Here is a 12,554-nt window from a genome sequence, read left to right as displayed (position 1 = left end):
TTCTCCCCGTCCGCTCGCGACACCCTTTTTCGCGTCTCGGCCGAACGGTCGGTATGGCAGTCACCACGGTCCTCGGCGGCGGCGCCGCGCTCCTCGTCGCGGGCGCGGCCGCGCTCGTCTACCGCGACGCCGCCCGCGTCGGCGTCGACCTCGGCTCCCCGTCGCTGTGGGCCGCCCTCCTCGTCGTCACCTCCGGCGCCGCCCTGACCACCGCCCTGCTCGTCCCCGACGCGCCGCTCCCCGGCGTCCTCGTGTTGGCCGCGCTCGGGCCGCTCCTGTACCTCCTCGAACGCGACGACTCCGTGCACGGCGACGACCCCGCCGACCCGACCCGCCTCCCGAGCGAGTCGGAGCGGGCGGACGACCGCGACGAGTGATCGGCGGAGTAACCGAAACCCATTTCGCTCTCTCCATCCCGCGGGATCGACGGTGACACAGTTCGTTTCTTTCCTCGGATCGCCTCGGAAACCGCAAGCTTCCATAGGCTCGGGTGCTAACGGTCGACAATGAGCGACGAGAGCCTCGCGGACCGAGTCGAACAGTGGATGGTCGGACAGATGCCGATCATCCAGATGCACGGCGGCACGAGCGTCGTGCGCGAGGCGGACCCCGAGAGCGGCGAGGTCGTCGTCGAGCTCGGCGGCACCTGCTCGGGCTGCGGGATCTCGAACATCACGGCCGACAACATTCGCCGCGACCTGATCATGGACTTCGACGAGGTGGACAACGTGACGGTGCGGACCGCCTCCTCCGGCGACCAGGGGGCCTCCACCGTCGAGGGCGGCCGCGGCGGGGAGCTGAAACACGAGACGGAGTCGGCGAACCACTTCTAACTCCTCGGCCTCCTCTCGGTCGGCGCTCAGTCGCTCCGGACCGGTCGCCGCCGACGCACGTCGCGCGCGAGCCGCTCCGCGTAGTCGAGGCGCGTCCGCCTCGCGCTCGCCTCGGTGAGCGGTCCCCTCTCTCGCAGTTCGGCCGACAACGGCTCGTACGGCTCCGGATCGATCCCCATCCGTTCGAGGTACGACCGGACCGCGTCCGATTCGAGCCCGTCGCGGACGGCGTCTTCGACGCGCTCGCGCACGGTCTCGAAGGGCGGGAGGACGACGGCCTCGTCCCCGACGTGGGGTTCGCCGCCGATCCGGAGCTCGGCGCCGTCGAGCCGCTCGACGACGCCGACGAGGTCGTCGGCCAGCCGGACGACCTGGCTCGGGAGCGCGGCGTCCGCCGAGCGCCACTCGACCGTCCCGAACTCCGCCCGGAGCTTCACCGGGGTCCACGCCGCGCTCTCCGGGGTGAACCGCGCCTCGACGGCCTCCCGGTCGCAGCCGGCCACGACCGCCTCGGTGACGAACGACTCGTACCGGCGCTCCAGTCGCCTCGCCCACTCCTCGGTGTCGTCGGCGTACGGCCACAGCTCGCCCTGCCGCGGGAGCCGGTCGTACGCCATCCATCGGTACAGCAACGACCGCGCGCCCGCCCCCAACGGCTCGTGCCCGAAGTACGGCGAGGAGTTGACCAGCGCCAGCGACGGGTCGAGCGCCGTGAGCGCGTTGAGCTGGTCGATCTCGCGCCCCGGTAGCTGCTCGACGTGAACGTGGGTCCCGGCGCAGTGCCGGACGTACTCGAACCGGTCCCCGACGACGCGGTCCTGGATCCGCGCCCGCTCGCTCCCGAGGTCGGCGATGTCGCCGTCGCGGAGCGGCGTCGCCAGCGGCACGAGCCCCTTCCCGAGCTCGTCGGCCCGCTCTAGGACCCGGCCGAGCTGACCGAACAGCTCCTCGCGGAGCTCCGCGGTCGACTCGCACGGCGTCGTCTTGACCTCCAAGAGCGGTTCGACGAACTCGCGTTCGGCGCCCGGCGACGCGTCGACGAGCCCGCCCGGATCGGTCAGCCGCCCGCTCTCGTCGATCACCCAGTACTCCACCTCGACGCTCCGCCGCATCGATCCGGTCTCAGACGTCGCGCCCTCGGCGGCGCCACCGGTCATTGTCCGACGGCCGGCGACTCCGGCCGGGGGTGGCCGTTCGTGCTGTCGTGAGTGATATTCACAACCATGGTTTCTGTACCATGCAGCGGTAATAACGATTGTGTGAAATGAATCCGAATAGCCTTATACAACGTAATAGATAAGGCGGATTACGGCGGGAAAAGGGTCTTATCGCCGCATAACCGACTGAACATCGATTATCTTTCCCGCGAGGCTCGCGTGTCGCCCCGGGCTACAGCGCGTTCTCCAGCGCGGACGCGACGCTCCGCGCCTTCTCCGCCAGCGGCTCCGGCACGTCGCCGGCCGCCGCCGCGTCCCGGAGTTCGTCGTCGTCGACGCGCTCGACCGTCCCGTCCGGGCGCTTCACCACGTCGACGTGGAGGTCCACGTAGCGGGCCGCGTCCGGGAACACCTCGACCGGGGTGCAGACGTTGACGTAGGTCCCCCGCACCGTCCCGTCGCGGCCGCGGTAGGTCGTCGGATACCACCAACGCCCCTCCTTCAGGCTCGTCTCGGCCACGTCGCCCGCCTCGCGAGGGGTACCGAGGCCGTCGTACGTGCCGCCGCCGGTCATCTCGCGCTCGACGGTGACGGCGCCGTCGGGGTCGACTTCGGTAACGGTGCCCTCGCCGAGCGTTATCAGCCGGCCGTCGGGCTTCCCGTGGTCGATCCGGAGCGCGTCGCCCTCGCGCGGGCCGAACGCGTCGGTCACGACGCCGAACGGGAACGCGGCGTCCGGGTCGGGCTCGCAGAGCGCCTCCGCGAGGTCGACGCCCGCGGAGGCGTCGGCCGACCCCGCCTTCACCCGGTGGTGACCCGGCATCGTCGCGGTCGCCTCCCGCCGCCGGTCGTCGAGCGCGAAGCGACTCTCGCGGCCGAACCAGACCCAGGCGCCCGCGTTCGGCGACGCCACCGGCTCGCCGCGGAGGTGCCCTCGGTCGCCGAGGACGCCGATCCCGCCGGCCGCGTCGACCGCGTCGTCGAGCCCCTCGGCGGCCGCGACGGCCCGCTCCAGCCCCGCCTCCAGCGCCTCCGTCCCGGCGTCCACCGCGGGCGGCTTCCAGATCGCCCGCCACCCGTCCGGCGGCTCCAGCCCGAGCAGGTCGAGCATCCCCGACAGCTCCCGCGCGGCCTCGTCGTCCCGCACGTCGACCCGGGTGCCGGAGCCCGGTTCGAGCGCGACGAGGCCGCCGCCCGCGCGCAGCGACCCGTCGACTTCCGGCCGCCGGTCGGTCCACGGCGCCGCGGACGCGTCGACGCGGACCCGGACCGGGTCGCCGGTCTCGACGCGGTCGTCGACGCTCCCGTACGGGAGGTATCCCTCGGCGGTGGCGCCGCCTCGGCCTCCCGCGCCCTCGCCCTCTACACCGTCGACGCGGAGCGCCACCACCGCCCCGCCGCCGAGCGTCTCGGTCACCTCGCCGTCGAGGACGGTCCCGGGCGGCGTCGGGTCGCGCCACGACAGGGCGTCGCGGCCGACGCCCGCCAGTCGCTCCCGCAGCGCGGCCACTGCCTCGGGGTTCCCGTGGACGCCGACGCCCTGCCGGTCCGCCGTCGTCTCGACACGGACGTCCGGCGGCGCGTCCCCGAACGCCTCGTCGAAGCGCCGGCGGATCGGGGGCGAGGCGTCGACGACTTCGTGGCCCGCGTCCAGGAGGAGCCGCGTCAGTGCCGTGGCGTAGATGCCCCGGACGCGGACGGCGGCGGTCACAGTTCCTCCGGGTCGCGCGCGAACCGGACCCGGTCGTGGACCGTCTCGCCGAGCGAGAGGTAGCCGCGGAGGTCGCTCCCGTGGGTGAACAGGTCCACGTCCGCGGTCGCGTGTTCCTTGATCCCGGCCGCGCTGTGAGCCAGTTCCATGTCGGAGTAGTAGGGGCCGTCGTCGGCGAAGAACGCCCGCAGACGCTCGGCGTCGGCGGCGACCAGCCCGGCGACGCGGTCTGAGGCGTCCGCGATGGCGTCGGCGTCGAGCCCCGCCTCGCGGAGCGCCCGCTGGGTCCGTGAGTCGAAGTGCATACCCCCCCTTCGGGCGCCGCGGTTTCAATTCCACCGGCTCGGAGCGAGCCCGTCGTGGGCAGATACATCGCGGGCGGACGCGTCGCGTGACGGGGCCCCGGTCGACCGTTCGACCGCGAACCGGTTCGGCCACGGCTTAAGTCACCCCGGACCGAATCGGCGCGTATGCCATCCCGGTCGGACCCGGTCGAGTCGCGCTCCGACGACGACCGCGACCTCTACGACATCGCCACGTGGGAGGAGCGCACTTCCCTCGACGGGCTCTCGGTCGCGCTGCACTGGCTCATCACCCGCTCCGCGAAGGCGCTGGTCGTCTTCGTCGCGCTCGCCCTGCTCCTGCTCATCCTCGGGTCGTTCGGCCTCGGGCTCGTCTTCGACCCCGCGGTCGCGATGCTCGTCGGGCTCTCGGCGATCCCCGCCTTCGGCCTCGCGGCGTACGTGTACGTCTCCGACGTCACGACCGCGGAGCCGCTCTCCCTGCTCGTGGCGACGTTCCTGCTGTCGGTTCTCACGGCGACGTTCGCCGCGGTGCTCAACGGTCGCCTGCAGCCGCTCTTCTCCCCGCTCGGCTTCCCGGGGCTCGTCCTCTTCTTCTTCCTCGTCGTCGGTCCCGTCGAGGAGACGGTGAAGCTGCTCGCGGTCCGGCTGTACGCCTACACAGACGACCGGTTCAACGCCGTCGTCGACGGCGCGGTGTACGGGGCGATCGCCGGGCTCGGCTTCGCCGTCATCGAGAACCTCGTCTACATCGCCCGGACCGTCGAGATGTCGGAGCTGACGATCGGAGTCGCCGTCCTCGGTGCGGGCGACGGGATCGCGGCGCTGCGCGCGCTCGCGGGCCCGGGCCACGTCGTCTACTCGGCGTTCGCGGGCTACTACCTCGGCCTCGCGAAGTTCAACCCCGAGCACCGCGGCCCGATCGTCGTGAAGGGGCTCGTCATCGCCGCCGCGATCCACGGGCTGTACAACACCCTGGTCGGCCCGGTCACCTCGGTGATCCCGGCGCTCACCCCCATCCCGCGGCTCCCGGCGCTGCTCCTCTTCGTCCTCCTCTTTCAGGGCGCGTTCGGTTACGTCCTCCTCCGGAAGATCTGGCGCTACCGGGACGCGTACTTGGAGACGCGCGACGCGGTCGATCCGGACGTGGAGCCGGAGCTCACGGAGTTCGAGGACTGACTGGCGGGTCCGACCCGCTCACCCTGGCGGCGACTCCACCCGCGACCGGTCGCCCGTGCCGCCGGTGAGCGCGCTCGCGAGCGCCCCCTTCACGACGACCTCGTCGCCGAGGGCGGTGAGCCGGACCTCCGGGACGTTGATGAACACCATGTCGGCGAGCTTCTCGCGGATCGGATCGAGCACCCGCTCGGGGTTGTTGAGCGCGACCGCGCCGCCGACGCTCACCACGAGCGGGGCGTACGCGTGGATCACGTTGGCGACGCCCATCGCGTTCCAGTGCGCCACCTGGTCGATCACGTGGTCGGCGAAGACGTCCTCGTCGGCCGCCTCGAACACGTCGACCGCGGAGAACTCCGGGTCCTCGATCGGGAGCGACGTCTCGACGGGGTCCTCCGCGTGGAGCTCGCGGGCGTACTTCGGGATGTTGTTGCCCGAGCAGTACCCTTCCCAGTGGCCGTCGTGGCCGCACCCGCAGGTCATGAAGCCGTGCGGGTCGACGGTCATGTGGCCGACCTCGCCGGCGTTGCCGTCCCACCCCGAGAGCACGTTGCCGTCGACGGCGACCCCGGCGCCGATCCCCGAGGAGATGGTGAGATACACCATGTCGTCGGGGTTGCGCTCCGAGTGGAACCGCTCGCCGATGACGCCCGCGATGGTGTCGTTGTGGAGGTGGACCTCGTCGGTGCCGAGGAGCTGGGAGACGGGCCCGACGAGCGGGATCCGTTCGACGGTGTCCGGGAGGTTCGCCGGCCCCTGGACGACCCCGGCCGCGAGGTCGAGGGGGCCGATCGAGCCGATCCCCGCCGCGGCGACCTCGGTCGGGTCGATCTCGGCGTCGGCGCACGCACCGCGGACGACGCCCAACACGGCCTCGGTCACGGCGATCCCGTTCGGTCCGCGAGGGGTCCCCCGCGCGTCGGAGCCGAGGATCGCCGCCGTCTCGTCGCCGACGACCGCCCGGACGTTCGTCGCCCCGAGGTCGACGCCAACGTAGTACATCGGCTAGAGTCCCGGACCGGTATCACTTAAGCGGGGCGCTTCCCCGAGCGGTTCGCCTCGAACTCCGGCCCGCCCTCAGGCGGCGACTTCCCGCACGAAGGTCACCGGACACGGCGCCGAGAGGATGACCTCCTGCGCGACGCTGCCGAACACGGCCTTCCCGGTCGGCGACCGGCGCCGCCCGCCGACGACCACGCGGTCGGCCCCGACCGCCGAGGCCGCCTCGACGACCTCGTCGGCGTGATCGCCGACCGCGCCCCGGATCGAGTACGAGATGTCGGCGTCGTCGAGCGCCTCCGCGAGCGCCCGCGTCGTCGTGTGTCGCTCGGCGACCGCGTCCGGCGTCGACCCCTCGCTCGCCGGGTCGACGCCCAGCTTCGCCCGGATCCCGTCGAACTCCTCGTCGGCGAACACGTGGGTCAACACGACCTCCGCGCCCGTGGGCTCGGCGACCGCGATCGCCTCCCTCGCGATCTGCTCCGTTCGCTTCTCGTCTTCGGTTCCGACCGCCAGTAGCACCGTCTCGATGCTCATGCTTCCCTTTCGCCGCCCGCCCTGATAAGACTGCTAAAATTTTAATTCGGTTCTGAATTAATTTTCATCCGATCGATCCTGACGGTTCTCTCCGGTCTCTCCCCTTGGCGGTTCGGCGGTCTCACCCGCGGACGCGTCCGGCGGCTCGGCGAACAGGGGTTCGCCGGCCGGGCGCCCGTAGTCGACGACCCAGTACCGGTCGCGGTACGCGCCGACGTTCTCCGGCTTCAGCTCGTCGAAGTGGAACCGGTCGCGGTGGGGCGCCAGCGCCGATCGCACGCGGTCGAGCGCCGCCTCTCGCACCGCCTCGGCCGGTGGGACGTCCGCGCGCGGCATGGCGATCCAGTCGCCGTCGGCGTCGCCGTCGAGGACGGGGAGAAAGGGGTGCGACTCCACCGCCGACCAGATCCGACGCTCCCGGCGGTTCTGCGGGCGGCCGTCGCCCATCTCCGCAGAGGGGCCGTACCGAGCCAGCTTCGCGACGAGGGCGTCGCCGTCGGTCGCCTCCGACCGCTCGCCGTCGCTCGCACTCGGCCCCTCACCGACGGCCCCCGGAATCGCGACGGCCACCCTGCCCGTGCCGACCCCGACGACCTCGGCCCTCGATTCCGCTCCCGATCCGGTCTCGTCCGGCGACCGGTGCTCCCCCAGCGCCGCGGTCAGCTCGTCGAGGACCTCGCGCTCGCCGGGCGCGAGCTCCCGGAAGTACGTCCGCGCCTCGCCCGCCGGCCACGACCAGGTCCGGCCCGCGTACTCCCACTCCGTCTCCTCGACGGCGACGCGGTCGAGCGCGCTCCGCCGGGCCGCCCGCAGGCGACGGGCAGCGTCCGACAGCCGGTCGGCGACCGCGGCGGGGATCGGGTCCTGTCGCATTCGGTTCCCCTACCGGGTCGGTCGTCAATAGCCTGTCGTCGATAGAGGCGTCGCCTCGGCGTCACGGGACCGCCGATCGTTTATGTATCTCGTCCGACTCCTTCGCCCATGACACGGTGTAGCTTCGACGCCGCCGACGTCTCCGTCCCCGGCGACCTCGCCGACGACTGGCGCTGTCCACGAACGGCGGTCAAGGGGAGTGACCGCTGCGCGTTCCACGATCCCGACGCGCTCTCGAACGGGGACGCCGCCGGCAAACTACTCGATTCACTCTCCGCGACGCCCGAGTCGGACCTGTTCGCGGCCGACCTCGAAGCGCGGCGATTCGCCCGCGAGCGCAAGCGGTTCGTCGGGGCTCGACTCCCGACGCTCGACCTCTCAGACGAGTTGATCGAGCGTCGCGACACCCACCCGCTCGACCTCCGGGGCGCCCGTCTCGGCGAGCTCAACTGTCGCGACGCGCGGATCGAGGCGGACTTCGACCTCGGCGGTTCGCGGATCGAGGCCGTCGACGCGACCGACTGCGTCGTCGACGGCGACTGTTCGCTTCGCCGGTCCGTGCTCGGCCCGGCGACGCACGCCGACGCCCGGGTTGACCCGGACGCCGACGGCCTGTGGGCCGGAGGCGTCGACGCGGCGGAACGGCCCACGGACGGCGCCCCCGGGATCGGCGGCTCCGCCCCTACGCCGCTGCGGTTCGACGACGCGCGCGTCGGTGGACGGTTCGTCCTCACCGACGCGGTGGTGAACGGCGATGTCGAAGCGACGGAATGCGTCGTCGACGGCCGGTTCGAATTCAAGCGCGGCGCCGTCCAGGGCCGGCTCTACTGTCCGGGCCTCACGCTCCGCGGGGAGCGCCACCACGCGAACACCTCAGAGCTCACCCTCAGGCTCACTGAGGTGCGCTCGCACGTGGTCTTCGAACACCTTCGGAGCCGCGGGGCGCTCCTGCTGAATGACCTTCACGTCGGCGGCGACCTTCGGCTCGACGCCGTGGACCTCGACGACTCGCTCTGGCTCGGCGCCGTGGACGACGAGTCGACGACGCTCGGTCCAACGAACGTGGCGGGAAACCTCTCCCTCCGCGACGCGCGGATCAGCGGCGACGCCGACCTCGCGGAGCCGCGGGGCGGCACCCTCCCCGGACCGATCGTCGAGGGCTGTCTCGACCTCTCGGGCACCGCCGTCGCGGGCGAATTGAAATGTACCCCGCGGCTCGACGTCGGGGGGGTCGAAGGCGGCGAGACCTTCTCCGTCGTTCGGCTGCGCGACGCGTCCGTCGACGGCGGTTTCCTCTCGCAGCCGACCGCGAGCGCCCCCGTGGCGTACGACCTCCGGAACGCCGCGCTCGGGGACGTCCGGCTGGGGAGGAACCGCGGCGCCGCCGGTCGGCTCCACTTCTTCAAGACCGAGTTCGACGGCTTCGTGTTCAGCGAGAACACCGACGCCTTCGAGGACACCGACTGGCGGCTCCACGGCCTCCCGGCGCTCGCCCCCGACACCGGAAGGATCGACCGTGTTCGCGACTTCGTCGGCCTTGACGGCGACCGCGACGCGGAACCGGGCTACCACCGTCTCGCGGCGGCCACCGCGGCCGACGAGGCGATGGCCCTCGCCGACGACCTCCTCGCGGCGGTCGCGACGTTCGACGGGTTCCGCGACGCCCTCGACGCTGACGACCCCGTCGCGGCCGTCACGGCTCTCGTCTCCGCCGAGGGCGACCTCAACGCGATCGCCGGCGATGTCGAATCCGCCCGCGACGCGGCCACGCCGGCCCCGTTCGATGAGCGGGAGAGCGACCGGATCGGACTCGTTCGTGGGCTGGCCGAGGCCGCTTCGGGTCCCGAGCCGACCGCGACTCCCGCTCCCGCTGCCGTTGCCGCCCTCCGCAACTCCGGGGTTCGCGAGGCGCTCAGACGTATCGATCCGCGCGCGTACCCCGCGGACGACCCCGGGAGCGCCGCGGCGCGGAGCGAGCTACAGCGCCTGATCGTCCCGGAGATCGCCGATGTCGACTGGGAGAAGCCGGATCCGGGCGCGCTAGTAACCACCTACGTGCTCGCGCGGAACGGTGCGAACCGCGTCGGCGACGTTGACGCCGCTTCGCGGTTCTTCCGGAACGAGATGCTTCAGCGCCGTCGGGAGTACCGCGAGGCGGCCCGCGGCGACGGGACCGTCTGGGGGCGTTCCGTCGCCGCGTTTGACTACGTCTCGAACGTGTTGTTCGACCTCAGCTCCGGTTACGGCGAACGTCCCAGCCGCGTCCTCCTCGCCTCCGGTGCCGTCGTGGTCGTCTTCGCGGGGACGTTCGCCGCGTTGCTTCCCGAACCGCCGTACGGCGGTCCCGTCGGATACGGGCTCTTGAGCCTGGAGTCGTTCGTCGCGATGATCCTCGGCGGCGGCACGGAGCAGTCGGACCTGATCGTCCGGCTCGCCGCCACGCTGGAGGGGTTCGTCGGGGCGTTCCTCATCGCGCTGTTCGTCTTCGCGCTAACGCGGTCGCTCGAGCGCTGACAGGGCGGCCACGATCGCCGACGAAAGGCCCTTGAGACGAGGCGCCGAGGGTGAACCGTGAGCACGCTGTTCGTCAGACACGGGACGACCGAGTGGAACGAGGCGGGCCGGATCCAGGGGTGGGCGCCGGTCGGGCTCTCCGAGCGCGGCCGCGAGGAGGCCGCGTCGGTCGCCGACGCGACCGCGGACCGCCGCGCGGTCGACGCGGTCGTCGCCTCGGACCTCGCGCGCACCGTCGAGACCGCCGAGCCGATCGCCGCGGCGGCCGGGGTCGCGGTCGAGACCGACCCGCGGCTCCGCGAGCGCGATTTCGGCGTCTTTCAGGGGCTCCCGTCGAGCGACTTCTTCGAGCGCTTCCCCGACTTCGACCTGCTGGAGAGCGGACGCGCGGCCGCCGAGCGCGCCCCCGAGAGCGGGGAGAGCTGGCTCGCCGTCCGCGACCGCGTCCTCGACGCGGCCGCCGACCTCCGGGCCCGCGAGGGCTCCGTCGTCGCCGTCACGCACGTGAACCCGATCCGGCTCGTCGTCGGCGAGCGCCGCGACCTCCCGGTCGTTCGATCGCTCACGGAGCTCTCGGCGGACAATTGTTCGGTGACCGAGATCGACGAGAGCGGGGCGGTCGTCCGCGCGAACGACCGGTCGTACAAGTAGCGTCGGCGGGCGGCGTCCGGTTCGGTAGCTGGGGCGGTGTCCGGCTCAGTAGTCGGGCGCGTCGTCCTCGACCTCGCGCTTCAGCGAGTCGCGGCGGGACTTCGCGTCGCGACCGGTCGCCTCCAGGAGGAACTCGTTTTTCGCATCGACCGCGTCGGCGGCGGCGTCGGCGTTGCCCTCGGCGATGACGTCCTCGGCCGGGCGCTCCTCGAAGTGGACGGCGAGCTTGTCCTTCTTGCTGCCGTACTCCGCGGCGCCGGCCACGATGCGCTCGAAGACGGGGTTGTCCGGGTCCTCGATGACGTACAGCTCGTGGCCCTGCCACTCCTCGGTCCCGGAGACCTCGCCGAAGTACTCCTCGACGGACCCCTTCAGGTCGGGCATGCGGTCGTCCAGATGCTCGCCGCGGCGCATCTTGTACTCCTTCATGCCGCGACCGTTCGACAGGGGGGCGTAAACCAGTTTCGTCACGGGGTCTTCAGCCCGCTGAGCGACCCCCCTCGACCGATCAGACCGGGCGCTCGGTGACGTAGCCGCGCTTGCACTCGGGGCAGATGTCGCCCGCGCGCATGGAGTTGCCGTCGGCGTCGCGGCTCATCCCGCACTCGGGACAGTGGTACTCCGTCGTCGCCTCCGCGGTCGACGTCGAGAGGTCGGGGCTCTCGGCGCGGGTGATCTCCGTCCCCGCGTCGGCCGGCTCCGCCTCCCCCTCTCGCGCTTCGACCGTCCCGCCGACCTCGTCGGCGGGACGGTCCGGCGCCTCGACGTACTCCGCGTCCCCGTCCTCCGCGGCCGGCTCGGCCGCTTCGGGGGTGAGGCCGCCGCCGAAGTCGACGTCGCCGGCGCCGCCCTCGCCGACCTCCGCGCTGAACCCCTCGTCCTCGCCGCGCTGCTCGGGCCACGGGGTCGTCGCCGGCCCCGAGTCGTCCGCCTCGTCGACGTCGGGCCACGCCCCGCGCTCGCGGTCGGTCGCCGGCTCGGCCTCCTCGTCGAGGATCACGCCGTCGTCCGCGTCCGCCTCCGACTCGTCGGCCGACGGCGACTCGGCGGTCTCGACCTCGGGGTACTCCGCGTACTCCTCGCCGCCCCCGAGCGTCCCGGCGTCCTCCTCCGCTTCGGATTCGAGGACCTCCGCGCCCTCGTCCTCGTCCGTCGCGGTCTCGTCGCCCGTCGCGTCCGCCGCGGCGCCGTCCTCGCCGGCCGCGCCCGCGGGCCCGCCGCTCGCGACCTCGCCTCCGGTCCCGTCGTCGGCCGGTGCCGCGGGCTCGTCGTCGATGATCACGGCGTCGTCGGCGTCAGCATCGGCGCCCGCGTCCGTCGACGCCGCGACCGCTCCCGCGTCCGTCGGTCCGGCGTCCATCGCGTCGGCGTCCGTCGACGCGGCGTCGGGTCCGACGTCGCCGGCCGCGGTGCGGTCGTCGTCGGCGTCCGGTTCCGCGGTCGGCGACGCTGAGTCCGCGGCCTCGGCGCCAGCGGCGGCCTCGTCGGTCAACTGCGCCATCGTCGTCACCTCGGTGTTCTCGCTCACGACCTGCGTCTCACCGCAGCGAGCGCAGGTCTTCACCTCGGTGACGGTCGTGACGACCTCGTTCCCGTCCTCCTCGCGCTCGCGCCGTAGTTCGGGCTCGCTGAAGTCGTGCCCGAGCAGACACCTGAGTCCCATTACGTCACTGCTGCGGTGCCGAGGGTAAAAAACGCCCCGTCCGGCGTCTGACGCCTGGCACACGACCGTTTCGGGGACGACGCGGTCGACGCGCCGAGCGACGGCGACGCTCCCGGTTCCCCCGACGCCCTCGGTTCC

The 12,554-nt window shown here is 72.4% G+C and carries 13 protein-coding genes; 5 read left to right on the top strand and 8 right to left on the bottom strand.

What is annotated here, in order from left to right; translation table 11 throughout:
* Positions 1 to 53: 53 nt before the first annotated feature.
* Both SD626R_RS11765 and SD626R_RS11760 read left to right on the top strand, forming a co-directional pair.
* The gene (locus SD626R_RS11765; protein WP_092566549.1) at positions 54 to 377 is read left to right on the top strand and encodes a hypothetical protein; all 324 of its coding nucleotides are present in this window, start codon (positions 54 to 56) and stop codon (positions 375 to 377) included.
* A 129-nt stretch (positions 378 to 506) separates the two neighbouring features.
* The gene (locus SD626R_RS11760; RefSeq protein WP_092566548.1) at positions 507 to 833 is read left to right on the top strand and encodes a NifU family protein; all 327 of its coding nucleotides are present in this window, start codon (positions 507 to 509) and stop codon (positions 831 to 833) included.
* Between the two features lie 26 nt (positions 834 to 859).
* On the opposite strand, the gene SD626R_RS11755 is transcribed toward SD626R_RS11760, so the two are convergent.
* The 3 genes from SD626R_RS11755 to SD626R_RS11745 all read right to left on the bottom strand — a co-directional run bounded on the left by SD626R_RS11755 (position 860) and on the right by SD626R_RS11745 (position 4,006).
* Positions 860 to 1,990 carry a glutamate-cysteine ligase family protein gene (locus SD626R_RS11755; RefSeq protein ID WP_176697323.1) on the bottom strand — a complete coding sequence of 377 codons (1,131 nt, stop codon included), beginning with the start codon at positions 1,988 to 1,990 and terminating at the stop codon, positions 860 to 862.
* A gap of 232 nt (positions 1,991 to 2,222) precedes the next feature.
* On the bottom strand, positions 2,223 to 3,701 hold the full coding sequence (locus SD626R_RS11750; protein WP_092566547.1) for a ribonuclease FAU-1 family protein: 1,479 nt from the start codon (positions 3,699 to 3,701) through the stop codon (positions 2,223 to 2,225).
* On the bottom strand, positions 3,698 to 4,006 hold the full coding sequence (locus SD626R_RS11745) for a DUF7532 family protein (protein ID WP_092566546.1): 309 nt from the start codon (positions 4,004 to 4,006) through the stop codon (positions 3,698 to 3,700). The genes SD626R_RS11750 and SD626R_RS11745 overlap by 4 nt, the downstream gene beginning before the upstream one ends.
* A gap of 165 nt (positions 4,007 to 4,171) precedes the next feature.
* On the opposite strand from SD626R_RS11745, the gene SD626R_RS11740 reads away from it, so the two are divergent.
* Entirely contained in the window at positions 4,172 to 5,182 is a 1,011-nt protein-coding gene (locus SD626R_RS11740; protein WP_092566545.1) for a PrsW family intramembrane metalloprotease, read from the top strand.
* A gap of 18 nt (positions 5,183 to 5,200) precedes the next feature.
* On the opposite strand, the gene SD626R_RS11735 is transcribed toward SD626R_RS11740, so the two are convergent.
* The 3 genes from SD626R_RS11735 to SD626R_RS11725 form a co-directional block, all read right to left on the bottom strand.
* Complete coding sequence (locus SD626R_RS11735; RefSeq protein WP_092566544.1) at positions 5,201 to 6,181, bottom strand: ROK family protein; 981 nt, start codon at positions 6,179 to 6,181, stop codon at positions 5,201 to 5,203.
* A gap of 75 nt (positions 6,182 to 6,256) precedes the next feature.
* Positions 6,257 to 6,715, bottom strand: coding sequence for a universal stress protein (locus SD626R_RS11730; RefSeq protein ID WP_092566543.1), 459 nt, complete (start codon positions 6,713 to 6,715; stop codon positions 6,257 to 6,259).
* A gap of 57 nt (positions 6,716 to 6,772) precedes the next feature.
* Positions 6,773 to 7,588 carry a hypothetical protein gene (locus SD626R_RS11725; RefSeq protein ID WP_092566542.1) on the bottom strand — a complete coding sequence of 272 codons (816 nt, stop codon included), beginning with the start codon at positions 7,586 to 7,588 and terminating at the stop codon, positions 6,773 to 6,775.
* A 108-nt stretch (positions 7,589 to 7,696) separates the two neighbouring features.
* Between SD626R_RS11725 and SD626R_RS11720 the strand changes: the two genes are divergently transcribed.
* Both SD626R_RS11720 and SD626R_RS11715 read left to right on the top strand, forming a co-directional pair.
* Positions 7,697 to 10,102, top strand: coding sequence for a hypothetical protein (locus SD626R_RS11720; RefSeq protein ID WP_092566541.1), 2,406 nt, complete (start codon positions 7,697 to 7,699; stop codon positions 10,100 to 10,102).
* A gap of 57 nt (positions 10,103 to 10,159) precedes the next feature.
* The gene (locus SD626R_RS11715; protein ID WP_092566540.1) at positions 10,160 to 10,753 is read left to right on the top strand and encodes a histidine phosphatase family protein; all 594 of its coding nucleotides are present in this window, start codon (positions 10,160 to 10,162) and stop codon (positions 10,751 to 10,753) included.
* Positions 10,754 to 10,798: 45 nt separating this feature from the next.
* On the opposite strand, the gene SD626R_RS11710 is transcribed toward SD626R_RS11715, so the two are convergent.
* On the bottom strand, positions 10,799 to 11,182 hold the full coding sequence (locus SD626R_RS11710; RefSeq protein WP_092566539.1) for a DUF5611 family protein: 384 nt from the start codon (positions 11,180 to 11,182) through the stop codon (positions 10,799 to 10,801).
* A gap of 79 nt (positions 11,183 to 11,261) precedes the next feature.
* Positions 11,262 to 12,416, bottom strand: a complete 1,155-nt coding sequence (locus SD626R_RS11705; protein ID WP_092566538.1) for a DUF7093 family protein — start codon at positions 12,414 to 12,416, stop codon at positions 11,262 to 11,264.
* Between the last annotated feature and the right edge of the window lie 138 nt (positions 12,417 to 12,554).

The organism is Halorubrum sp. SD626R (assembly GCF_001261915.1).
Taxonomy (GTDB): Archaea; Halobacteriota; Halobacteria; order Halobacteriales; family Haloferacaceae; genus Halorubrum.
This window is presented reverse-complemented; position numbering and strand designations above follow the sequence as displayed.

What these genes read in the sequence shown, in the direction of transcription:
- SD626R_RS11765 (WP_092566549.1), top strand. Translation starts at nt 54, where the DNA reads ATGGCAGTCACCACGGTCCTCGGCGGCGGCGCCGCGCTCCTCGTCGCG.
- SD626R_RS11760 (WP_092566548.1), top strand. Translation starts at nt 507, where the DNA reads ATGAGCGACGAGAGCCTCGCGGACCGAGTCGAACAGTGGATGGTCGGA.
- SD626R_RS11755 (WP_176697323.1), bottom strand. Translation starts at nt 1,990, where the DNA reads ATGACCGGTGGCGCCGCCGAGGGCGCGACGTCTGAGACCGGATCGATG.
- SD626R_RS11745 (WP_092566546.1), bottom strand. Translation starts at nt 4,006, where the DNA reads ATGCACTTCGACTCACGGACCCAGCGGGCGCTCCGCGAGGCGGGGCTC.
- SD626R_RS11740 (WP_092566545.1), top strand. Translation starts at nt 4,172, where the DNA reads ATGCCATCCCGGTCGGACCCGGTCGAGTCGCGCTCCGACGACGACCGC.
- SD626R_RS11735 (WP_092566544.1), bottom strand. Translation starts at nt 6,181, where the DNA reads ATGTACTACGTTGGCGTCGACCTCGGGGCGACGAACGTCCGGGCGGTC.
- SD626R_RS11730 (WP_092566543.1), bottom strand. Translation starts at nt 6,715, where the DNA reads ATGAGCATCGAGACGGTGCTACTGGCGGTCGGAACCGAAGACGAGAAG.
- SD626R_RS11725 (WP_092566542.1), bottom strand. Translation starts at nt 7,588, where the DNA reads ATGCGACAGGACCCGATCCCCGCCGCGGTCGCCGACCGGCTGTCGGAC.
- SD626R_RS11720 (WP_092566541.1), top strand. Translation starts at nt 7,697, where the DNA reads ATGACACGGTGTAGCTTCGACGCCGCCGACGTCTCCGTCCCCGGCGAC.
- SD626R_RS11710 (WP_092566539.1), bottom strand. Translation starts at nt 11,182, where the DNA reads ATGAAGGAGTACAAGATGCGCCGCGGCGAGCATCTGGACGACCGCATG.
- SD626R_RS11705 (WP_092566538.1), bottom strand. Translation starts at nt 12,416, where the DNA reads ATGGGACTCAGGTGTCTGCTCGGGCACGACTTCAGCGAGCCCGAACTA.